The sequence below is a fragment of the Ornithinibacillus salinisoli genome (assembly GCF_042684965.1).
GTDB classification, from domain to species: domain Bacteria; phylum Bacillota; class Bacilli; order Bacillales; family Amphibacillaceae; genus Ornithinibacillus; species Ornithinibacillus salinisoli.
In genome coordinates this window covers 364,763-390,996 of sequence record NZ_JBHUMI010000014.1, presented here as the reverse complement: position 1 = coordinate 390,996, position 26,234 = coordinate 364,763, and the positions used below count along the sequence as shown (strand labels likewise).

General features: G+C 37.6%; 11 protein-coding genes and 1 riboswitch. Of the genes, 7 read left to right on the top strand and 4 right to left on the bottom strand.

What is annotated here, in order from left to right:
* Window positions 1-5: 5 nt before the first annotated feature.
* The 4 genes from ACFSTA_RS09110 to ACFSTA_RS09095 form a co-directional block, all read right to left on the bottom strand.
* Window positions 6-254, bottom strand: a complete 249-nt coding sequence (locus ACFSTA_RS09110; protein ID WP_377556306.1) for a hypothetical protein — start codon at window positions 252-254, stop codon at window positions 6-8.
* A 135-nt stretch (window positions 255-389) separates the two neighbouring features.
* A riboswitch (cyclic di-GMP riboswitch) is annotated at window positions 390-474 on the bottom strand.
* Window positions 475-621: 147 nt separating this feature from the next.
* Window positions 622-1,068, bottom strand: coding sequence for a threonine/serine exporter family protein (locus ACFSTA_RS09105; protein WP_377556305.1), 447 nt, complete (start codon window positions 1,066-1,068; stop codon window positions 622-624).
* Between the two features lie 80 nt (window positions 1,069-1,148).
* The gene (locus ACFSTA_RS09100) at window positions 1,149-1,859 is read right to left on the bottom strand and encodes a threonine/serine exporter family protein (protein WP_377556468.1); all 711 of its coding nucleotides are present in this window, start codon (window positions 1,857-1,859) and stop codon (window positions 1,149-1,151) included.
* Window positions 1,860-2,019: 160 nt separating this feature from the next.
* The gene (locus ACFSTA_RS09095; protein ID WP_377556304.1) at window positions 2,020-2,427 is read right to left on the bottom strand and encodes a hypothetical protein; all 408 of its coding nucleotides are present in this window, start codon (window positions 2,425-2,427) and stop codon (window positions 2,020-2,022) included.
* Window positions 2,428-2,607: 180 nt separating this feature from the next.
* On the opposite strand from ACFSTA_RS09095, the gene ACFSTA_RS09090 reads away from it, so the two are divergent.
* From ACFSTA_RS09090 to ACFSTA_RS09060, 7 genes are all read left to right on the top strand, one after another.
* On the top strand, window positions 2,608-3,690 hold the full coding sequence (locus tag ACFSTA_RS09090; protein WP_377556303.1) for a glycosyltransferase family 4 protein: 1,083 nt from the start codon (window positions 2,608-2,610) through the stop codon (window positions 3,688-3,690).
* A gap of 276 nt (window positions 3,691-3,966) precedes the next feature.
* Window positions 3,967-7,371 carry a hypothetical protein gene (locus tag ACFSTA_RS09085; RefSeq protein ID WP_377556302.1) on the top strand — a complete coding sequence of 1,135 codons (3,405 nt, stop codon included), beginning with the start codon at window positions 3,967-3,969 and terminating at the stop codon, window positions 7,369-7,371.
* 201 nt (window positions 7,372-7,572) lie between these two features.
* Window positions 7,573-7,893 carry an ArsR/SmtB family transcription factor gene (locus ACFSTA_RS09080; RefSeq protein ID WP_377556301.1) on the top strand — a complete coding sequence of 107 codons (321 nt, stop codon included), beginning with the start codon at window positions 7,573-7,575 and terminating at the stop codon, window positions 7,891-7,893.
* A gap of 143 nt (window positions 7,894-8,036) precedes the next feature.
* On the top strand, window positions 8,037-8,897 hold the full coding sequence (locus tag ACFSTA_RS09075) for a permease (protein ID WP_377556300.1): 861 nt from the start codon (window positions 8,037-8,039) through the stop codon (window positions 8,895-8,897).
* Between the two features lie 691 nt (window positions 8,898-9,588).
* Window positions 9,589-14,667, top strand: a complete 5,079-nt coding sequence (locus ACFSTA_RS09070; protein WP_377556299.1) for a cell wall-binding repeat-containing protein — start codon at window positions 9,589-9,591, stop codon at window positions 14,665-14,667.
* 188 nt (window positions 14,668-14,855) lie between these two features.
* A complete protein-coding gene (locus tag ACFSTA_RS09065; protein WP_377556298.1) occupies window positions 14,856-25,382 on the top strand; it encodes a carboxypeptidase regulatory-like domain-containing protein in 10,527 nt (3,508 codons plus the stop codon).
* A gap of 235 nt (window positions 25,383-25,617) precedes the next feature.
* The gene (locus tag ACFSTA_RS09060; RefSeq protein WP_377556297.1) at window positions 25,618-26,169 is read left to right on the top strand and encodes a BsuPI-related putative proteinase inhibitor; all 552 of its coding nucleotides are present in this window, start codon (window positions 25,618-25,620) and stop codon (window positions 26,167-26,169) included.
* Window positions 26,170-26,234: the final 65 nt, after the last annotated feature.

The window sequence follows — 26,234 nt, the reverse complement described above, 5'->3', positions numbered from 1 at the left end:
TCCTTTTAAGATAACGATATCTTTACTTGTCGAGCTGTTTTTTGACTGATGATTTTCTCATATGCAGTTGTAAGGTTTTGTAAACAGTCTTTTCGGAATGAATCATCACATATATAATCATATGAAATTTCATTCTCTAATAATGAGTAAAATGATTTAATTTGATCTATTTCTGATAATTTTTTCGGTCGATTCTTAGCAGCTACTAATAGTTCTCTTTCGAAGTACTCGATTGTACCAAACAATACTGTCAATAGAACATCCACCTTTCATATAGAAAAAAATCTTATGTAAAAGGGGCATTCCCAAATCAGGTATAAAAAAATCCACCTCTAAATATGGTGGATAAAGATGTCTTCAAGATTTGCAATACTTTTTTACCCAATCCCTGTGGCGGTCCGACGATCTTAGTCTGATGACCTTAGACTCGTAACTTTGCGTCCTTATTTTTCAATAAGTTTGCCTTTTACATATATTAATGTTATCTAAATAATATAACTTTTGAACGATATTTTCAATATATTTCGTCACTTTTAGACAAAATTACCTATTTATGGTAGGTAATTCGCACTAAATTATAGCGGATAAAAAAGAATGAACTGGTGAAATAATTTATAAAAGTCAAGCACGCGATTTTTTAGTAACTAGTTTTCGAATGATTTGATTAGCAACCTCCGAGAACATTAAACCAATCGCTATACCTCCAGCTAGCAGCATAACTTTGGCAGAATATTGAATCGCATTGTAATAATCATTTTCCACGAAATTACGCATTGCTTCGTATGCAATTCCGCCTGGAACAAGAGGAATGATCCCAGAAACATTAAATACGATAATAGGTGTTTTATAAATCCGTGCTAATATATGACTGAAAACGGCTACTAACATGGCACCGAAAACAGTTGCTGGAACAGCATCCATACCATTTTGTACGAGAACAAAATACAAAATCCAACCAGCCATACCAACAAATCCACATTGAATAAGAGCCCTTCGAGGAGCATTAAAAAGAACACCAAAACCAGCCGCAGCAATAAAACTAGTAACCAACTGCGCAACAATAACCATAACCCAAAACTCCTAACTTATAAAGTGCCTGTCACCGACAAAATTCGACAGGTGACAGGCACCGACATTTTTCGACATTACTAGGCGAAGGCGAGGATGGCGGCGATGCCTGCTCCGATGGCGAATGCGGTGAGTATTGCTTCGACTCCTTTGGAGACGCCTGCAACGAGGTGGCCTGCCATTAAGTCGCGGACCGCATTCGTGATATGTAAACCTGGAACTAATGGCATGACGGCCCCAATAATTATTTTATCCAGTTCCATTCCTAATCCGGTTGTAATAAATACCCATGCCGTCAACCCAATGATTAAGGATGCAAAGAACTCTGCTATGAAGCGGATTTCCACGAACCTTTCAACCCCTAACATCCCAGCAAATCCTAATCCTCCTGCAATAAAAGCGGGAAGGAAGTCTGTCCATGTGCCGCCAAACATGATGGTAAAGCAGCCACTCACTAGTGCAGCAGCAAGAATTTGTATCTTGTGAGAGTAGAAAAGGCTCTTGGATTCTAATCGCTTCAAGGATTCCAGTGCCTCATCCAACGTGAGTTCATTAGCTGTGATCATGCGAGAAATCCGATTAACTTCGGCTATTTTATATAAATCTGTCGTACGCTTGGCAATCCGCATGAAGTTAGCAGCCTCAGCCCGATCAACGGAAAAATTAATCCCGGTTGGTGTTGCATAGCTTTGTGGATTTGCGATATCAAAAGCCCTTGCTATCCGATCCATCGTATCTTCCACACGATAAGTTTCGGCGCTACACTCCAACATTATTTTTCCTGCCAACATACAAACCTTTGTAATTTTACTGTGATTATCCAAATCTCTACCAACTTTCAAAACGCCAATTTCTTATCATATTATAGTAGGAAATAGTACTTTATGAAAGCAATACAAAAAAAGTGCCCTACACACGTGTAGGCGCACAGAAAATTTTTAACGACTTAATTTATGCGGGTGTCATCATAAATAGTGAGACGAGAGCGATAATAGGAATCGCATTAACAAGTGCTACCCCAACCATAGCAAATGTCGTAACAAGTTGTTTAGACTCCTCTGGAACTCCAACAGATCGTTGTAAAAATACAAAAAAGGTTCCAATAACCATTGTTAAAATGACAATGATCCCAGGGATAAATAATTCTTCAATCGATGCAACTTCTTCCATATTGGCGATTCCAAAAATAATGAGAATGAGAGGAACTGTTTCGCTTAGTGCTGCTCCGATGAAAAAATTTTGTTGTAACTTTCCAGATTGGTCCGGATTTTCCTTTAATTTTTCCATATTAATTTTAAAGACAATGAGCATCGGCACTACGGCCAAAATCGCTGCTAATACAAATACATAAGGACTCATAACAACACTCCTATAAGAAATTAATAAGTTCGCGCTAATATTACCACATCATTCCAATTATCTCAATTGTAAAAATACATTGACGTTAATTTGATCAAATTTGCAAGTATGATTATCAGTAGCTATAATTTAGGCAAGAATACTATCATACGCAATCTATCTTAATTATAGGAGAATATTATGCTGCCATACGTCGATTTCATAATCGCTTTTTTTATCGCACTTATTTCATCATGGTTACTTACGTATCCAGTTAAAAAATTATCGATGAAGGTTGGGACAGTTGACTTCCCTAACCAACGAAAAATACATACAAAGGTGACACCTAGATTAGGTGGTTTGGCTATTTTCCTTGGAGCCTTTTTAGGAGCCATCTACCTACAACCACATCATGAACATTTACCTGAAATCGTTGTTGGTGCTGTTATCATCATCATTACAGGGGCATTAGATGACCGATTCACATTACGTCCTGTAGCAAAACTAACTGGCCAGCTAATAGCCGCTTCGTTTCTTATATCAGGTGGACTAATTATTGAGCGGATCACGATCCCACTTTTTGGCATTGTTGATTTAGGATTTTTTAGTGTATTAATTACGGTTCTATGGATCGTCGGGATTACCAATGCGATCAATCTTATTGACGGATTGGATGGTCTTGCAACAGGGGTAACAACGATTGCATTAACAAGTCTGTTTATCATGGCTATTATTGATACACAACTACTCGTAGCATATTTTTGTATTGTCTTAATCGGAGCGAATCTCGGATTTTTGTATCATAACTTTTATCCAGCAAAAATTTATATGGGTGATACGGGATCTAATTTTTTGGGTTATATGATCGCAGTAGTATCCATTTTAGGTTTATTTAAAAATATTGCCTTATTCAGTTTTGTACTTCCGATAATCGTGCTGGCGGTCCCAATTTTTGATACACTTTTCTCGATAATACGCCGTGCATTGAAAAAGGAAAACATCATGATGGGGGATCAAAAGCATATTCATTACCAGATACTCGCGGCAGGTTATAGCCATCGCAAAACGGTTTTGATCTTGTATGGAATAAGCGCGTTGTTTGGCGTGCTAGCCATTCTACTATCAAATGCCTCAATTACAACGAACCTAATCTTTATGTTCATCCTTCTAATGTTACTTCACATCCTTGCAGAAATTGCTGGACTTGTGTTAGGAGGGAAGCGGCCAGTTCTTAGTATGCTGGGAAGCTTGATTCGTAGAAGGAAAAAAGAGATAGAAGAATAGAAGTAAACAAGGAAGGTTTTCCCAAGGGAGAGCCTTCTTTTTGTAGGTATATATACCTTTTTAATAGGTCTATATATCTAGTTATAATTCACCAAATGAGTCATTTTACCTAAAAAAAGATTGTTTTTGGTCGATATATCAATAGTGCAATATTTTAAATTCTTTGGACAACTAAAATATTGACTTTATATTGCAGAAAAAAAGGAGGGTCCGGATCAAACAAAAAGCGATATAAAATAACTTCCATTTAGAAATAACAACATTTAGGGGGATTTGATGAGAAAAGGCATTTTCATTTTTATTATTACAACACTTTTACTATCAATGGTAATTACCGAACCACTTTCAAACAGAACATATGCAAATGAAGAGAATGTTATTTCCTTGGGAGAAGATTCTTTAGTTGATTGGTTAATCGACAAAGAGAACAATACAATTAATGCTGTAACAGCTAATGGGAATTTGCATTATATATCATTAGATTCTTTTGAAATTATGGATACTGTACATATTGGGAAAAATCCGATGGATATCGACCTCCAAGATGATCAACTATATATTTCCTTACCTGATTTCTCACAGATTAGAGTAGTTGATCGTGAATCAAAGGAAATTAAAGAGCATACGACACTAAATAACCCGGATCAAATCTCAGTTGGTAGTGATAAAGTTTTTTATACAAATGGTGGAAGGTTATATCATTACAATTTCGCTACAAACTCTGAGGAAGAGGTAACTATACAGGGGGAAACGTATTCGTCATTTTCAAACCCAGTTTTACATTTAGAAGATGAAACGAATACATTGCTTATTGCAGAATCAGGTAGCTCTGGCTCAAACATGAAAGCTATTTCTACTATTGATTACTCGCTTATAACGAAAACTACTTTTAATGAAGAATATGGTTTCTCTTACCCGAAAAAGAATTTAGCTGTTGATGGGCAGGACATTTTTTATGCGGGCCATAAAATTAATCTTACTAATTTAGAAGATATATATGGCGTATATGCTGAGGACTACCGTTCTGAACATAATAAATTTACAGCTGCAAATATTGTTGCTGTGGATGAAAATTATGTGTTTTCCACCAAAAGTATATATGATAGAGATACGTTTAAAAAGGTAGGATCTTTTGCCGCGGAAGTATCTCATATCTTACCTGATGGAGAACGTAAATATGTATACAATGCTAGCGATCATGCAATTTCTATAAATATGGATACCTATTCAGATCCTACTGTAGAAGTACATGTAAAGAACAATAAACTTAATCTGAATCAACAAATCGACGACTGGGTAGTAGATGAAACGAACAGTCGCATCTATGCTATTTCTGAAAGTAGCAACGAACTAATTTTTATTGATACCGAAACAATGAATGTTGTTGAAAGAAAGATTATCGGTGCAATACCAACGGACATAGAACTTGTAGATGGTAAGTTATATATTGCTCTTTTTGGCGGTACGAAGATAGCAGTTACAGAACCAGTACTAGGTTCAGAGGTAACTTATATAACTACGAAGCAAAATCCATTTGAAATCGAAACAGATGGAACAGATTTATATTATACAACCGAAGACCAATGGGTAAAGATATACCATATTGATTTAATTACGAATACTGAAAGAACGATTGAAAAACCAAATACAAATAGTGATACCTATTATGAGCCAAGTATTAAATTAGATAGTCGAAATGATCTCCTGTATATCGCAGAGTCAGGATCATCTGGTTCTGATCTATACGTCATGGATCCTGTTGATGGAAGTCATGTTTCAGAATCAGATTACAAAGATGGCTATGGTTTTTCTTATCCTGCTCGTAAAGTATTCCTGGATGAGGATTATGTTTATTATGCAGGATTTAGATTGCAAAAGAATGATGTTACCCTTGAACAGGGAAGCTACTTCGATAGAGGAGAAGCCTTCGTTTCCTTACAAGGCGATTACGTAATCTCTACAACTAACATCTATGATAAGGAGACATTGCTTCCTGTATATACATTACCTAGTGATCTAGAAATAAACCTCGCAAACATTAATAGTAATGGGGAGATATTATTATCTGTCATAGGGGATAATGCTATTTATAAATTTCAGTCATTAGAAGATTTACAGCAACCTATTGTAAAGAACCTAGAGATGGGTTTGAATGCGGAAGGTAAATACCAGTTTGACTGGGATATGATGACTGGAGACGGCTATAATATTTATACTAAAAGTTCTGATACGGAGTCAATGAGTTTACTTAATACGGCCCCATTGCTTGATCAAAGCTATATTGTGACAGATTCACAATTACTAAGCTGGTATGGAAATACAGTGACATTCGGTGTTAAATCATTGTTTGGAAATAGTGAATCTTCTTCAATGAATACAATAGACTATACTTTTGAGATTCCGATCCCGGAAAATCTTCAATCACAATTTGAGGAAGGAAAAGAAGATTGGAAGGGTGAATATGGGAATCGCTTCTTTACAGTATCCTGGGACCAAATTGATCTAGTAGATGGATATAATTTGTACTATTACACAGAAGCGGATAAGGAAAAGAAGAAAGTTAGTGAGATTCTTGCAGATGATCCGAACGTTTTCTTTACAGAACATTCCTTAGAATCCTTCGCTGGCAAAACAGTTTACTTTGAGGTAACTGCAGTTGCAAACGGTAAGGAATCAGATTTATCGGAAACAATAAGTTACACATTTGAGGAAAATACAAATACGGATTTAGATGAAGAAGAAGTGTCGGAACAGCAGCAAGAAAAAGGATCAGATCAACAACAAGAACAAAAAGAAGATGGCAAAGACAATCAACAATCGCCACAACGCTCAGAATCTAGTTCAAATGGAAATTCAACTACTGGAACTGCAAATAATGAACAAGATCGTAAATCAGAGAACGAGAGCCAAACAGGTGATCCGACAAGCACAAATCAAGAAGAGAAAGAAGATAAAGGACAAGTATTTGTTCGACATTCCAAGCAAGGTAACACGATTGTTTTTTCAGAAGATGAATTTATTAACTTGGAGAATGAATCTGAAGTTGTTGTTGATTTAAAAGATGATGATGATGAAGATAGTGAAGTTTTATTTACGAAACATCATATTAGTATCTTACAAACTACAAATAGTAGTATATCCATTGAAAAACCGACAACAAGTATAACAATACCGTCATTCATTTTTGATGGAAATGCAGATGAAACATCTGTATCTCTTAGAAAGCAAGACCCTGTATCTGGGGCAATCAGTGATGTTTATGATTTTACAATAACCCAAGGAACAAATATACTTAGTCAATTTTCCGAACCGGTATTATTATCATTTAGGGTGGATCCTAGTAAGGTAGAGAATCCTGATAATGTAAAAATATATTACTACAATGAGGAAGATGAGGCTTGGGAACTTATTGGTGGTATATATGAAGATGGTGTTGTAACTGCTGAAACAGATCACTTTAGTATATTTACTGTTTTTGAAATGGAAGAAACTGCATCATCATCAGAGGAAGATACTTCAGATGAAGAATTAGAAGAGAGTGATAGCCTAGCCGAAGATAGTGAAGTTAATGGAGAAAAAGACGATACTTCATCTTCTTCCGCACTAATTTGGATTAGCTTAATTGTAATAGTAGTAGCGGGATCAATATTTTTCTATGTGAGGAAAATTAAGCAATCATAAGATTTTTTGAAACTTGTTATTAGGAAACTAACAATCATTTAAAATCCTACCTTCTGTAACTTTAGAAGGTAGGATTATTAAAAGGTGCCTGTCACCTCCCGGTTTTTGTCGAATGCTTTTAGTTGATTTTTTGGAATAATGGTATATGATGGTATTAAATAGATCAAAAATATTTGATTTAATGATTGGGGAGAATGACTAATGAAGGAACTTCCGGTAATGGATAACTCACTAGATAAAACCTTTGATACGTATGCAGCTAAGTTTAAAGCACTTTCTGATCAGAAAAGACTTCATATCATGCATTTGCTGACTAAAAATGGATCCACATGTGTATGTGATTTAGTTGAACTGATCGGTATGCCACAATCAAAGCTATCCTACCATTTAAAAATATTGCTGGACGCAAATCTAATCGAGAAGGAAACAAAAGGAACTTGGGGATTTTATAAACTAAACGAGAAAGAGGTAAATCATTTATTATCTAGCGAATTATGCTGTTTATTTGTCCCTTCATGTTAATGAAATGCATCCGCTATTTTTGTTTTAGTAATATATCAAAAATAGTTGATTTTAAAAAAAGGTGCGCTATAAATCAAAAAAAGTTGATTTATATTATTCTTTACACTATACATCAAAAATATTTGATTAAAGGAGAGATCTAAATGGAAACGGTTAAAAGCTTTTTATTTATCGCCGTGGAACTAACAATTTTATTCTTTGTAATCACTTTCCTCATAAGTGCGTTGCAAGCTTACATCCCTTATAAGAAAATCGAACACTACCTAAGCGAGAAAAACACATGGGTAGGTGTAATAGCCGCATTGCTATTTGCATTTATCACTCCATTTTGTTCGTGTTCAACGATACCGGTTGTGGTCAATATGCTACGTAAAAACATGCCATTTGCTATCGTCATGATTTTTCTGTTTGCATCACCTGTCCTGGACCCAACTATCTTGACGCTTATGGGAGTCATTTTAGGTTGGAAAGTTACAATTATCTATACCATAGTGACAGCGACTTTCTCCGTTATAATTGGTTTTTCACTAACTAAACTAGGATTTTCTCGTTACGTGAAAAGCGTGATGATGACAGGGTATGAGGAAGAAACGAAATCGTTCCATTGGAAAGGAGCATGGGATGAAACACTGACTCTTATGAAAGGTGTATATCCTTATCTCATTATAGGTGCGGCAATTGGTGCAGTAATTCATGGTATGGTGCCAACCGCATGGGTATCCGAATGGCTTGGTCAGGAATCTTGGTGGATCGTTCCAATCGCAGCAGTAGTCGGAATTCCTTTGTATATTCGACTTTCCAGTATGATTCCCATATCTCAAGTGTTTATTTTAAAAGGGATGGCATTAGGGCCAGTTATGGCAATGATGATCAGTTCTGCAGGTGCTAGTTTACCTGAAGTAATACTATTAAAATCTATTTTTAAAAAGCAACTCGTAATTGCATTCGTACTTTCCGTCATTACTATGGCAACCTTATCCGGTTTCATTTTTTATCTTGTATAAGTTAATTCAGTATGAAAGGAGGTGAGGAGAATGGTAGATGTTCTAGTGAAAATCTTTGGTAAAGACAAAGAAGAAAGCTGCTGTGAAGTCAAAATCGAAGAAGTAAAAGCAGATTGCTGCAGCAAAGAAAGCTAAAATAACTTAACAGTGAAACACAGGAGAAAATGACTCTCCTGTGTTTCACTCATTCGACAGGCATCTTATCTTCCTGCTAGAGACTTCCATTATCGAAAAGACTAGTTATGCTTGTAGTTTGTACAAACTTTTCAAAACTTTAAACGTAAAGAAATGTGGTTTCTGACTATTTTACAGAAAAAGACTTATATAAGCTTACCCTTTTTGGAGGAGAAGATGTAATAAGTAGCGATACGGAAAATTCATTATTCGAGTTACTTCAATAAAAAATATTTAAAGAACTCGTCTACTGAGACGAGTCTTTTTTGTATGCTATCGATAATGATTTACAAATTCTGTATCCCGTTAAAGGGATATTTTGTAAAAAAACCATAAAATCTCCCTAAGAAAATTGTAGAAAAAACTAGAAAACATAGGTCAAAAGCAGTATATTTTAAAATTTCTAAATTTTTATATAGTTTTATGGAGGAAAAATCAGAATAATGTAGAAACATTAGTACTGGAAGGTGGATTTCATAAAAATCAAAAAACGTAAAAACATAAAAGGAGTGAATACATGAGACAGAAACGAGAAATGCGGTCTTTATTAGCTTTATTTTTATCCTTTCTATTAATCTTCAGTACCCTTATCCCTCTAGTTGAAGCGGAAGAACAAGGTAAGTCGAATAAAATGTCTGAAAAAAAAGCATCAGTAAGTGATGAGGTTTATGACGCATTTAAAGAAAGGGAGTATGTTGAGATTTTAGTAGAGATGAAGGAGCAAGTAGATACGTCAGAGGTTGCGAGGCAATCAAAATATAAACAAAAACAAAATCTACTTTCATCCAAAGCGAAACAAGTAACTAGGGATGCCGTAGTCGATTCCCTAAAACAAACAGCAGAAAAAACGCAAAAGAATTTACTCGATCAACTTGCTACAAGTCCACAAGTAGAAGATATAAAAAGTTTTTATATTATGAACGTGGTCTATGTAAAGGGAACAAAAGAGGTGGTCGATCGAATAAAGAAAAATCCTGAAGTAAAAAGGATTACTCTGGATAAGAAGATTGAAGTCGACTGGCCGACAATCTCTAAAAATAAACAAGAGGAAATGCTTTCAAAAGCGGATAACAATTACCAAGCAAATGGTGATGATCCCAGTGTTGAGTGGAATATCGATCACATTGACGCCCCTCAAGTTTGGAATGAATACGGTGTAGATGGTAGTGGAGTAGTTGTAGGTACCATTGACACGGGAGCGCATTGGACACATGAAGCATTAAAGGGAAGCTGGCGTGGGTACAACTCATTAGACCCTAACAATCCGAATCCAACAGGGAATTGGTTTGATGCTGTTGAAGGTCAGGGTATGCCGTATGATATATCCCAACCTCATGGGACACATGTTTTAGGAACTATTTTAGGTCAAGAACCAAATGGCGAAAATAAAATTGGTGTAGCACCTGGGGCGAAATGGATTGCAGCAAGAGCATTTACGGTAGATGGTGGGCAACAATCCTGGTTACTTGCAGCGGGACAATTTATGTTAGCACCAAATGATGACCCTAGTCTTGCACCGGATATTATCAATAACTCCTGGGGTGGAGGGCCAGGTATTGATGAATGGTATCGACCAATGGTACAGGCATGGAGAGATGCTGAAATCCTTCCTGTTTTTGCCGCTGGAAATGATTACCCAGCAAAGGTAGCGGCTCCTGCTAACTATCCTGAAAGCTATGCAGTTGGTGCTACTGATATGAACAATCTGCGAGGGAACTTTTCCAATGTAGGACCAGGTCCGTATAATGGTGATTTAAAACCAGATATTGCGGCACCAGGTGTCAATATAAGATCATCTGTACCAGGTGGCTACCAAGGTGGATGGAATGGGACATCTATGGCAACTCCGCATATTTCGGGAGTTGCAGCATTGTTGCGTTCAGTAGATGGGTCATTAACAGTGGATGAGCTTGAAGAGATTATGAATAGTACTGCAACACCATTGACGGATAATCAATATCCAGACACACCAAACTTTGGATATGGTAATGGCCTCGTAAATGCTTATGGAGCAGTATCTACTGTTGCTTCAGGAGTTGGTGGCATAACCGGTACCGTCTTAAAAGAAGGTAATGATGAAGAGCCGCCAGAAATGACTCATGAAGCTAATTTATTTACTTATCAAAGTTTGGATTTTCAATTAGAAGCTCAAGTTAGAGATAATATTTCTGTTGTAAAAACGGAACTATACGTAAGGCAGGAAGAAACAGTTGATTGGGAAATTGTGGAATTTGAAAATGTAGGTGGAAACTATTTAGATGGTCATTACGAAATTACTGTTCCATCAGATTTTGTGGAGGTTCCTGGATTTCAGTACATGATAAAGGCGACAGATTTTAGTGGGAATGTCACGGAAACGGATATTTACAATGTAGAGGTGGCATTTGGAATAGACCCTAGCGAATCATTTGACCATAGTTTTGAATCAGAGCTAGAAGGAATGTTGCTTACAGAAGATTGGCAGAGAGGAGTCCCGATAGTGGGGCCAGTTCCAACAGATGGAGAAAATGTTGTCGGAACGAATCTAGAAGGTAATTACTCCAGTCAATCCGAAAGTTTCCTACAGCTTCCTCCATTAGATTTAAGGAATGTAGAAGCGGCTTCATTATCAATGAAGCATTGGTTTGATATTGAATATACGTATGATTATGGAACAATTTATGTAACTGACGATATTCATTCAGAAGAATGGTATGAGGTGGAGTCTTTTTCAGGAAGAGAAAGAGAATGGAAGGACTTCACTGTTGATTTATCAAATTATGCCAATTCTGAAAACCAGGTTTTCATAGCTTTCTTACTAGAAACGGATAATCAAGTTAATCATTCAGGTTGGTATCTGGATGAACTATCCATTTCCGATTCAGCAATTGGAGGAAGTACAATTTCGGAAGAAGCAGTAAAAATTAATGACCTAATTACAGATGATAGTTCAATAGATAGTAGTTCAACTATCTATAATGTTCCAGAGGGATTGCCGGCAGAAGCTACAGTGACGGTTGTAGAAACTGGTAAAACAACAAAAACAAGTCTTCGCGATGGTTCCTACAATATTCTTCATAGTCCCACTAATGGAGAAAGCTATACATTGCAAGTGGAGGCGTATGGTTATTATTCCCAGGAAGTTGAATTTGAACTAGGTGAGGAAGAGACAATAGAAGAAAACTTCCTTCTCCAGGAGATTCCAAAAGGTGAGATTGAGGTAACTGTAGTAGACCAAAATCAAATGCCGTTGGAAGGTGTGAGTATAGAAGTATTAGAGGATAGTAGAATTTCATCTACAGTTACAGATAGTAACGGCGTAAGTACACTTAGCAATGTACTTGAGGGAAGCTATACATTACGGGTTGCATTGGATAACTATCAATTTGAACAAGTTGCAATAGATGTTGTTGGAGGAGAAACAACACAACTAGATGTCGAGTTAAATCGTTTTCCAGGAAACGCCATTAAATATGATGATGGAATTCCTGATAATGCACGGGTATTCAATGAAGCTGGCTATGGATTTGTCACGAAAATGACTCCAGATCAATTCGCGTTTGTCACAGGGGCAAGCTTTTATTTATGGGGAGAGGATTGGCCATATCCTGGCGGTAATGAATTTTCCGTCACAATTTATGACAGTGATGAAGATGGTAATCCAGGGCAACGTGTATTTGAACCAAAATCAGTTGAAGGAATCCGAGGAGAATGGAACTACGTTGATTTAAATGAGTATAATTTTAAGACCGATCAAGACTATTATGTCGTCATGCTTCAAACGAATGAATCTACTCAATCTCCGGGAATAGGCGTTGATGAGAGTGGACCATTTTCCGATCGAACCTACATTGTCGATAATACAGGAACGTTTGATAAATTGGGGGAGCAATATGGCAACTTTATGATTCGCTCCCATGTGGAATATGTAACAAGTGCACCGGTGTTAGATGATACGTCAAATATTAATTATACGAATGAAGATAGCTATGAAGTAACTGGTAGCGTTACAGAGGATGGATTAGTAACAATTTACAATAAAGGTGTAGAAGTTAACACCGGTGAATCAAGCAATAATGCGTTCAGCTTCAGAGTACCGTTACAAGAAGGGGAAAATACAATTACAGCTACGGTTACAAATAATGGGATAGAATCAGATGCTTCAGAAGTGTTAATTGTAGTGCAAGATGTTACAGATCCGGAACTTAATGTACAGTCCCTCCCTACCAGTACCAATGAAGAGACGATAGTACTTTATGGTGACGTTAGTGATCCGAATTTAGATGGTGTTATGGTCAATGGTGATCGTATTGAGGTTAAAGAAGACAGTAGCTTTGAATATGAAATACAGCTTTCAGAAGGACATAATAGTGTGAATGTAGTAGGTATTGACCTAGCTGGAAATAGTACCGAAACAACACTGGGGGTTGAGCTAGATACAATTGCACCAGAAATAATACGTATCACTCCAAATGAGGATGAGTATCTAATACCAGGTGAAGCACTGACTGTTTCCGTGACTACTGATACGAGTGAAGGAACTGCAACAATTGTTGTCAAAGATGAAGACGAAAATACAGTTGATGAGCTATCGATGGTAGAAGTAGAACCAACTATTTATGAGGCAGAATGGACACCATCCGATAATATATCTCAAGCTACTCTCCATTTAGAACTAGAAGATCGAGCTGGGAATAAATCGAATGCAAAGACTGACGGTGTAATATATGTCGGAGATCAAATAGCTAGAATTTATGGTGAAAATAGATATGAAACAGCAGTAGAAATAAGCAGACTTGGTTGGTCCACATCAGATACTGTTATTTTGGCTAGAGGGGATGTATATGCCGACGCTTTAGCAGGAATACCGTTAGCGCATCAACTAGATGCACCAGTATTATTAACCCAGTCAACTAAATTAAACGAAATAACCAAGAATGAATTAGAGCGTCTTCAAGCAAAGAAAGTAATAATATTAGGCGGAAAAATGGCGATTGATAAGCAAGTAGAGAACGAATTAATAGATTCTGGTCTAGAAGTAGATAGAATTGCTGGTGAGAAAAGGGCAGAAACAGCAAAATTAATAGCCGAAAAATTGAATTTTGATACCAATCAAGCAATTGTTGTGAATGGATGGAATTTTCCAGATGCGTTATCCGTAGCAACTTTTGCAGCAACAGAGGAAATTCCTATTCTACTTTCAAGCAAGGATGATCTGCCTACAGCAACAGTGGATTTTATCGGAGCTAATAACGTAATTGAAACGATTGTTGTAGGAGGACCATCCGCTGTAGATAGTAAGGTATTGGACCTATTACCGAATCCAATCCGCATTAGTGGGTCTGACCGCTATCAAACTAATATAGCATTGTTTAATTACTTTCTACCTCAGACTTCAACTGTTTATGTTGCTACTGGAAAGAAATTTGCTGATGCATTAACAGGTGCGACCTTATCGGCAAAACATAGAGCAGGAATTTTATTAACTAATGATAAAGTTCCAGAGGGTACCAAAGAGTTCTTGCAAGAACAAGATGTCAAGCACTTACGAATTCTTGGTGGACCTGAAGCAGTTTCTGATGAAGTGTATGAGGAATTGGAAAATCTACTAAACTAGTTTATTCAATGGATTAGGAATCGACTATTTGCCGATTCCCTATCCACTCTTATAAAAGTATAAAGTTTTAAGGAGGTGTTATCCATTTGTTCTTCATAGCGAGAAAGGGGGAATTTTATATCAAGAAATAATAATTATCCAAATCAACTATTTTTAGTAAGCAAAAATAAAACATGGAGGTTATTAGCTTGAGTCGTAGTCGAAAGAAAAGGTTTAGGAAAAGGATTTCATTATTTTTAATAATTCTGCTCATGACTTCAATGATATTACCTCAGTATAGTAGTGCACAAACTTCTACACCAGAACTTAGCGTAGAGGATGAAATTAAACTAGAAAAGAAAAAAGAAAATGAAGTAGAGAAACAATTAGAAACGGGAAAAAGTAGTAACGATTCATCCACAGCCACTATTTCGAGTTTGGTAGATGGCCTAGAATTTGAGGAAGTACAAGCTGCCGAAGAACAAGAAGAGTTTGTAATGGATGGAAAAGTAGATACTAAGATTGTTAATCTACTTGATGAATCAGAAACTGCGAATGTAATTATTAGATTAAAAGACAAAGTTGACATGGATAATTTATTTAGCAGTTTATCTGATGTAAACAGAAAAGACGACCGAACAGAATCGGTTGTAAACAGCTTACAGCGAGTTGCTGATGAATCACAAGGAAATCTAGTAACCCAGTTAGAAAGCTTAGAAAAAGATAATAAAGTAAGTAATATCAAACAATTTTGGGTGTTCAATGGTGTTACTGCCACTATTTCAAAAGGGGCACTGGATGAGATTGCCCAAAGAGATGATGTAGAAAAAATCACCTTAGATGTGGAAATTCAAGCTCCTGAATTTAAGGTAGAAAATACAAAACCTCGCCTGCCTGAATGGGGACTGGAAAAAATCTTTGCTACAAAGGTTTGGGGAGAATATGACCTCCAGGGTGAAGGTGTTGTAGTTGGAATCATGGATACAGGTGTTCAAGGAGATCATGAAGCGCTTCGTCAAAACTATCGTGGTCGTGACGGAAATCATCAATATTCTTGGATAGATTTATCTGGTCATGATTATTCGGAGCCAACAGATGGAAATGGTCATGGGACACATGTAGCCGGAACAGCTGTAGGTGGAGGAGAAGGTGAGCCGGTAGGCGTTGCTCCTGGTGCAGAGTGGATTGCTGCAAAAATCTTTAATGACGGGGGAGGTACAACAGCATCTGCTATACATGAAGCATTTGAGTGGTTTTTAGCTCCTGGTGGAGATCCATCAATGGCGCCAGATGTTGTAAATAATTCATGGGGAAGTGCGGATACGTATCGTACCGAGTTTTTAGAAGGTGTACAAGCCTGGGTAGCTGCTGGGATTTTTCCACTTTTTGCTGCTGGTAATGATGGGCCTGGTGCAGGAACAATAGGTTCTCCAGCAAGCTTTCCAGAATCATTTGCAATCGGTGCAACAGATCGCTATGACCAAATAGCATCGTTCTCAAGCCGTGGTCCAGTATACTGGACAAATGAAGATGGGGAAGAAGAATATCATGTAAAACCTGAAGTGTCTGCTCCAGGGCATGAGATTTATTCCTCGTTACCTGATGGTGGGTATGGGACCTTAAGTGGTACTTCGATGGCAACACCGCATGTAGCAGGTGCAATCGCACTTATTTTAGATAGTAATCCTGATTTATCAATTGATGATGTAATGAATTTATTGGAAGGAACAGCTCGTACGGAAGCACATATGGGTGAACTTCCTAATGATAATTTTGGACATGGTATTGTTAATGTGTATCAAGCGGTCACAGAAGCTGCTTATGCAGGGGATGTAACAGGTACTTTAACCGATGAAGAAGGAAACCCTATCGAAGGTATGGTATCGGTACCTAAAGAAGATATTCATGTTGCCATTGGTGAGGATGGAGTCTTTGACTTCAAACTTCGCGAAGGGCTTCATGAAGTTGAGGTCACTTCATTTGGTTATCATACAAAAACAGTGACTGTTGAAATCGTGAAAGGTGAAACTAAAGAAAATAATTGGTCGTTGGAAATAGCGGAACGTTACGATGTAACAGGTACCGTATCATTTGAAAATGACAATCCAGCTGCTTTTGCATATGTTCGTGTGAAAGATACACCACTTAACACATTTAGAACAAATGCAGACGGAGAATTTACAATTCCTAGTATCCCAGAGGATGAATATACCATTGTTATCAGTGGTAAAGGATTAAAACAAGTCACGGAAACAGTTGTCGTCAATCGAAATGTCCAGCTAAATGTAAAAGTAGAGGGAATTACGATTGAAGCGGAAGAAGATTGGACAACTTCGAAAAATAATAATGCTCGGAATGCGGTAACGGATGCAGAAGTAGACGCAGAAAATTTAATAGAGAATTGGTCTTATCAAACACCAGGACAGGTTATCTTTAGCTCACCGGTCATCGCAGAAGGTAAAGTCGTATTTACAACAGACCGTGGAAATATTGTTGTATTAGATCAGCATACAGGTGAAGAAATTTGGACAATAGGTACTGGTAATACGAACCGATCGACGCCGACTGTTGTAGATGGAGTCGTTTATGTTGCGGGCGGTGGGGATTACTCGATCCATGCCATTGAATTAGAAACAGGAATGAAGAAATGGACAGCTGAAGTAGATTATCCAGCTGTTTATGAAGCACCAATTTATCATGATGGTGTACTTTACATTTCCTCGTATATGGATGAAAATGCAAAAACAATTGCATTAGACGCAGAAACTGGAAACCAAATTTGGGAGCAAGAAATAGGGGATGGTGCCTTTTTCGGAGCGGTATTAGGAAGCGATAGTTTGTATGTCGGTACCTATGATTCGAAGACCCTAAGTTCTTTGGCGCTTGAAGATGGTTCCATAAATTGGCAAGTTACACTAGAAAGTGAAGGGTTTCCTGCTAACCCAGTATTTAAAGATGGTGTAATTTATGCATCAACTTCAAATTTTGATAATGAATCAGGTACTTTAAGAGCATTTGATTCAGAAACAGGTGAAGAATTATGGAGTGCTAGTGGGATTGGTAACTCCGAGGCTGGTTCACCAATCGTCTTTGATGATCTTGTCATCGTAACTTCAGCTGTACATCCGATTATTAAAGCGTTTAATAAAGAAGATGGGGACCTTGTTTGGGAAGTAGAGAATGGAAGCACGATTGTAAACACGGGAGCTGTTTCTGGTAATGGACAGTTGTTTGTAACGGATCTGGCTTCCAAGTTAAATGTGTATGACGTATATGCAGGAGAAAAGCTATACACATACAACTTACGTGATGTAAGTACCGCAGGGGTAGCATTGACGGATGGTCAGGTTGTAACTGCGGATTATAGCGAAGTAACTAGCTTTAATTCACCGGGAACAGTGGTGGGTAATATTGTGGATACAAATGGAAATCCAGTTCAAGCAAGAGTGGAAATCATGGAAACTGGTGAATTTGTAGAAGCGGATACTGATGGAAATTACTCATTACAGACACGTCCTGGAAATTATACACTAAAAGTTATGGCTTATGGTTATAAGCAAATAGTGGAGGAAGTTAATGTAATATCTGGATATGAAATAGCAAAAGATTATGAGCTTGAAATTGCAGATGCCGGTTCACTTACAGGTCAAATAGTTGATGAGGGAACTGGTGATCCGCTTGAAGGTGTTACAGTAACAGTAGAGAATACACCACTTGATACACCAACAGGTGCGAATGGTTCATTCTATTTTGATGAAGTATTTGAAGGAACATATGAAGTAACATTAGCATTGCCAGGATATGTTGCAGATACTATTACTGTTACGATTGAAGCTGGGGAGGAGACTGAATTAACACAAAGTCTTTCTAAAGTTGAAGTAGCAGTACTGCATGATATGGATGGACAAATTGTCCGTTTCTTAAATAATAACCAAATATCTGCTGAAGAACATGACTGGGAAATCATCGACAATATCGGAAATTTTGAAGTAGTGTATTTAAATGGTGCCTATACATCTGATGGTCCGAAACCGACAGAAGAACAAATTCTCGATATTATCGCTGCTGCTAAAGAGCATGATGTAAGCCTTGTATTCGCAGATACTTGGGGTCCAAGCTATGGTTCTATAAAGTATTTATCCGATTATACAGGTGATCCAGCTCAAGAGGGGTCTGACACGTCGTCTATTAATAATGTCATTCTTCAGGTTGATGAAGAGCATCCTATTCTTGATGGGATTGATTCTGGAGTTACTTATACAACTCTAACGAATGGATATGCAGCATGGTTTAACCAATATTCAGGACGTAATCTTGCTTCAGTTGGTCCGTCTGATGAAGGGATACAAGGAACAGGTGTAGCTTATAAAGGTGTTACAGAAGAGAGTGCACATCTATTACTATCTACTCATGCAGCATCGCCTTGGGTTTCACCATTTGATGGCTGGACATCTGTACAGCAGCAGATCTTTCTAAACGGTATCGATTACTTATTAGAGGATGCCCAATTTGGAACAGTTTCAGGTGTCGTCACAGATGATGAAGGGAATCCTTTAGAAGGTGTAACGGTCCAAGCAGTAGATACAGGTGTCACAGCGACAACCAGTGAAGATGGAACGTATGAGCTATTACATGATGAAGGTTCATATGCTGTATCATTTACGAAATCAGGATTTGCGAGTTATGAGGATACGGTTGAATTTACAAAGGGACAGCCTGTCGAGCAAAATGTAGAAATGTCTGTTTCTAATAGTGGAACCATTTCGGGACAAATTACAAATAGAGTAACTGGTCAACAAGTTCCGTACGTTGAAATAGACTTATATGATCAAGAAGGTAACCTTGTCGCTGAAGAAGTAAGTACAACTTCTGGGGCGTATGAAATCACTGGATTGGATGAGGCAACATATACTATGGAGATTGTACTTCGTGATTATGTTACCTATTCCGAAACATTGCAAGTTGGTGCCGAACCAATTTCATTAAATATAGAACTATATCCTGAACCGAGAGTAGCAACAGTTGGTGACTATAGTTTTGGTTCGGTTAGAGATGTTTTAAGTGAAGTAGGCATTGAAGCAGAGGAATATGACCTTGCTGGTGCCATGGAAGAGTTGCCTAACTTGGATGTCGTGTTCTTTAATGAGCAATCAACCTTAAGTGTTACAAAAGAACAGCTAGAGGAGTTTATAGCACTTGCTGATGAGCATGAAGTTAGTGTGATTTACGGTGATACGTATTGGTCAGGTTCGGGAATAAATCATCTCGTAGAAAACTTCAACGATCCTGAAACACGTACAACACATCGTGATACAAGTAGTTCAGCAGGATATCTTGTTGAAGAAACTAATCCTATTTTTGGAGATGCTGAAGCTGATGAATTTGTAGAAATACTTACTCCGTCAGCTAGTAGCGTTGGTTCTTTTGAAGGGTATACCGGATATACATTGGCAGATATCACACATGGTGGAAATGAAGATACGCATGGCACAGGGGTAGCATACAAACCACGTACTGCGGGAAGTATGGAATTATTAATGAGTGGACATGGTACTTCCTTTACACATGGTACAGATGATTATACTGCCAAAGGAAATGAAATACTTCTTAATGCAATCCTTTGGGCGGCATTTATTGAATACAATGTTGTTGAAGGATATGTGACAGATGAAGAAGGGAATCCGTTAGATGCTGAAGTGAAAGTAATTGGTGAAATTGAGCAAGAGGCTACAACAGATCCTGAAACTGGGTACTTTAACATTGGAAGTCTAGATGGTGATTATGAACTAGAAGTCAATTCTTTTGGTTATCAAACCCATACAGAGATTGTAACTGTTGATGAAAATCTAGAAGCACTTACAATTGAAATGGTAGTGGATCAAAATGTCGGTTCAATAGCGGGAACCTTTATTGATGAAGACACACTAGAAGGCATTGAAGATGCGCATATCAATGTTGTTGATCAGCCACGTGAGGCAATAACGAATGTAAGTGGAGATTTTGTTGTTGAACGATTAATGCCTGGTACGTATACGATAGTGGTTGAAAAAGATGGGTATGTATTACAGGAGTTTGATGTAGATGTTAAAGCCGGTGAGGAGACAACAATCGAACGGACGATGAAGCCATCCCCGACCGTTGGTGTTATTGTAGATACGGATGGATCTCGATACCTATCTGTGACAGATTATTTAACTGAACGAGGATATATTGTTGAAGACTTATTCTTTACTGACCTTGAAAGAGTAAGCGATATGGATTTAATCTTTGTCAATTCTGATTATGATAACAATCTAATTCCAGAAGAAGATGTATTTGTAGCATTTACGCAAGAATTAGATCGAACAGAAACGCCAGTGATTTGGACAGGTAGTAGTGGTCCAAGAGGTGGGATTCGATTCCTTGTTGATTACTTCGGTGATCCGGAAATAGAATATGCTGGTAGTAATCCATCATCTAATCGGACAATGACAGCTACTTTAGCAGAAGATCATCCAATTTTGGAAGGAGTAGAATTCGATGATAATGGTGAATTCACCTTTGAAAATGGTTATTATTACGGATTTGATGGATACACCGGTACAACACTCGCAACAGTAGCTAATGAAAACCAAGGAGATTTAGGTTCCTTTGTTGCTGTAGGTGGGCGTACATTGAACAGTGTCGAAGTACTTCTATCTACAATGACCTTTGGTTACGGTTTTACAAATGATTACTTTGACAAGGATCGTGAGAGAATTATTAACAATGCAATTACCTTTGCTTTGGACAATAAAGAACCTCTCGTCGGAGAAGTGCATGGAACTGTTACCAATAATCTAGAAAATGAAGTATTTGCAACGGTAACAGTTGAAGAAACAGGGTATACAATTGATACAGAACAAGATGGATCATTCTTCCTTGGTTTAGAGGATGGATCGTATACGTTAACTTTTGATGCTTTTGGACATGAGACAGAAAGCTTTGACATTACTGTAATACAAGGTGAAGTACTAGAACAAACCTTTACACTAACTGCAGACAACTCAGGTTCTATTGTAGGTCAAGTTAAAGCGGAAGATACTGGTGATGTCCTGGAAGATGCTAAAGTACAATTAGTAGGAACACCACTACAAGCTACAACAGATGAAGATGGAAACTATGAAATCAATGCTCCAGCTGGTGAATACCAGGTGCGTGTTACAGCAAATGGATACACACCACAAGTAGTAACAGCTGATGTTGTTCATAATGAACAACTGACATTAAATTTTGATCTATCTATATCTGAAAAAATAGCTTTTGTGTCAACTTCTTTAAATGAAGATAGAGCAATTCCATTCTTAGAAGAACAAGGGTATGAGGCTGACTTCTGGTTGAATTCAGAAATTGATCAATTAATGGATCAAATGGATGAATATGCGTTGATCATTTATAATGATCGACATACATCAAGTACGCCGGAAGAAAAATTCAAAGAATTTATTGACATGGCAGATGAATATGGCATAAGCATGATTTTCCCTGGTCAGTGGAATAATGGAACAATTCGTTATTTGTCTGATTTCTATGGTGACCCAGAAACAGATACTAGTGACTTTGTGGATAACTATATTGATTTTACTGTTCTTGAGGAACATCCAATATTTGAAGGGTTTGAAATTGGAGAACAAATAAAAGTTGCGGAACGAGATGGATCCACGCAACAATATTATTCCTTTGAAAATTATAGCGGAACAACGATAGCTGATGTAACTCACTATGACGAAGGTCGACTCGGAAGTGGGGTTGCCTATGACTTCAGAACTTCTAGTAGTGTGCATGTTCTATTAGGTAGCTTGCATATTGGAAGCTATGGTTATCCTGACGATCGATGGACTGAAGATGCCAAACAAATCTATATTAACGCGATTGACTGGGCCATTTCAGCTAGCCTAGGTGAAGTAAATGGCACAGTCAAGGATGTGGATGGGGAACCAATTGCAGGTGCAACAGTATCTATTGATGAACAAGGCCTATCAACGAAAACAAATAGTAATGGTGAATACACGTTAGGTGTTGGAATTGGTGAACACGAAGTAGAAGTTCAAGCAAAAGGCTACACCCCAGCATCCGAGGTAATAGAGATTGAAGATCTTGGACATGTAGTAGAATTGAACTTCGAATTAGAAAAAACTGACCGAATGAGTCTTTCCGGTCAAATTTCAGATATTGATGGAAACGGGCTTGAAGAAGTACAGATTACCCTGACTGAGATGGATGGAAATGAAGAAAGAGTGCAGACAACTAATGTTGATGGCTACTATCAATTTGATGTGCTATTAGCTGGCGAATATGAGCTATTAGTAGAAGCAAATGGATACCAGTCTATAACAGAGACATTAACGATTTCAGAAGGGGAAGATGTAGAACGCAACTATACACTAAGTGAATTTAATATCGCTGTTGTTGGTGATGTGAAAGGAAGCCTAGAAAGCTTCTTTGAAGAAAATGATTTTCCTGCTCAGAATCGTGATTGGAATATTGTTAACGATGTATACAATTACCGGGTGATTATTGTTAACTCGAATGATGGTACAGTAGAGCAGTTAAACGAGTTGATTGAAAAAGCGGATGAATATGAGACAAGCTTAATCTTTGTCGACACTTGGGGTGTAGATGGGTCGATCAAATTATTGGAAGAAGTTTTTGGAAGTCCTACACTCGCGAACCAAGGCTATGACGAAGGAGCTGTATTCGTTGAACCTCAAGGTCAGCATGAACTATTCTCTGGTTTTGATGAGAATACGATCAACATTCATAGTGAGCAAAGTCCATACGCAACTTTTGAAAACTATGAAGGAATTACGCTAGCTAATCTAGTGGTTGATGATGAGGATAAAGGAGCGACAATTGCATACGATTTCCGAGGGCAAAATCATATGCATCTATTACTATCTTCTTTTGCTGTCAATAACATGATTGGACCAAACCAAGGTTGGACGGAAGAAGGACAGCAATTGTTCTTACAGGCTGTAGAATGGGCAAGAGATGGTTCACAGGATCTTCCAAACATTCCTGAATGGACAGTGGAAGGTGACTTGATCACAAATGGAGACGTTGAATTAACTGGTACAGCGGAATATCGAAGTACCGTTAACATAATCCATGATGGTGAGGTGTTGGCAACTGCTACACCAGATCGTAATAATAATTTTACGGTTCAGGTTACTGATCTAGAGGCTGGTATATATGACTTCACGCTTGAAGCAAATAACTATGCTGGAACTACTTCTAGTCAAGAAGTGATCCAAGTAGTTGTTGATAGAGAAGCTCCAGTACTAGAAGTACTAGAGCCGACCGACCAATTCGTTACTGGTAATGAAGTTGTCGACGTAGTGGGTTCTGTTACAGATGAACACTTGAATAAAGTAATGGTTAACGAAGAAGAAGTTGAAGTTCAAGATGGTAATTTCTCTACAAGAATTATTCTTGAAGCAGGTACAAACATAGTAGAAATTACTGCTATTGACCTTGCTGAAAACGAAACAGTAGTGGAACGACAAGTAACTGTAAGTCTTGATGCGCCTGTTATTGATGAACTGCAACCAGCAGCTGATCAGTCTGTGAAACCAGGTGATCAAGTTACTATTAGCTTTATGAGTGAGGCTGAAGGTGGAGAAGCTAGCTTTTCTATTAAAGTACCAGGGCTTTCTTCGACACAATCAACAACTAATAATGAAATGGAAGAAGTGGAACCAGGATTTTATCAAGGTACTTGGAATGTCCCAACAGATATGGACCTTCAAGGGGCAGTAATCGAAGTCGAGTTGACAGATCAAGCTGGAAATACAACGAGACAGGAAGCTCCAGGTAAGTTATATATTTCTTCCGATCAGCTCGATCGTATCTTTGGAGAGAAGAGATATGATACAGCTATCGAGATTAGTAAAGAAGGTTGGGAGTCTTCCGATGTTGTTGTCTTAGCACAAGGTAATGATTTTGCGGATGCCCTAGCAGGTGTACCATTAGCACATCAGCTAGATGCACCAATTCTATTAACGAAAAGTGCAGACCTAAACGAGGAAACGTTTAGGGAAATAGAGCGATTGGAAGCAAGGGAAGTTATTGTATTAGGTGGAACTACAGCTATTCATGAATCCGTTGTAACGGAACTGGAAGAAGCGGGACTTGATGTCCGTCGAATTGCTGGAGAAAAACGATATGAAACAGCAGCACTAATCGCTGAGGAAGTGGCACCAGACGGAGCAGAGCAAGTAGTGATAACGAATGGACGGAACTTCCCAGATGCATTATCCATCGGATCTCACGCTGCTGAAGTTGGAATGCCAATTCTACTAACAAAAACGGATGAATTACCGACTGCAACGGAGGAAGCTCTTGCAAATCTTGGTGTTGCAGAGACACTTGTTGTTGGTGGTCCAGATGTTATTTCAGAAGAATTACTAACGGATCTTCCGCAAGCGGAAAGACTAGCTGGAGAAAACCGTTATGAAACGAATGTAGCGGTACATGAACATTTTGGAGTGGGAAGTAGACATCTATACGTATCAACTGGAAGAAACTATGCCGATGCCTTAACAGGCGCAGTTCTTGCAGCTAAGAATGATAGTGCGATTATTCTAGTAGGGAATAAAGTTCCAGATGGCGTTAGCGAATTAATAGAAGGAAATGACATACAGCGATTAACTATTTTCGGTGGAGAAGAAGCAGTTAGTATGGATGTAGCTAGTGAGTTAGAAGCGTTATTGCCGTAAAAGTAATTTTAGAGGCTGTTCTATAAGTATTCTATATGGAATCCCGTATCATTTTTAAAGTGATACGGGATTATTTTTATAAGCTTTTTTCTAAGAGTTAAGCAATGAATCTGTTAATGCAATAAAATAACTCAAATTTTGGAAGTTATTTTTTGCATATTAACTAGGAATTTTCAAAGTATTTAGCGAATTAATAATAAAGATTTAATATTATATAAAGACGGGAAGTGAAGTGTTGACCAAAAAGATATTGGGCTTCGTTTTCATTTTACTTATGGTTGCTATAGCAGTCATTCTATTATTGCTCCAAGTGTTTACAGAAGGAAAGGACAATAATGCAGAAAGAGAAGAAATAGAAGAACAAGATGAGGAGGGGAAGCAATTGTTTAAAAGGAAAAAAACTGGTCAAAAGTTTAATCCAGAAATATCTACTAAGGATCATAGTCTAGATTTCTCGCTAACTGAAATAGAGAATTATAGTGAGGTAAAGACATTTAGTTATGTCGTAACAAATAAGGGAACAAAACCAGAAAAAATACTTTTTCCTACTAGTCAACGATATGAATATGAAATAAGTGGGGAAGGAAAAGGGATAATCTATAGATTTTCTGATGGCAGAGCATTTATGCAAGTTTTGAAGGAAATAATTTTATCACCAGATGAAGAACTAGCATTTGAAATTACATTGCCAAAATTGGAACAGGGTGAATATAAGTTAGATATATTTTTAACAGCTAAAGGGATTGGTAACTCGCGGATTATTAAAAGATTCACAATAAATGAGTAAATATACCTGTTACTTTTTTAACAGAAATAATTGACTATATAATATATTACAAATATAATATATTT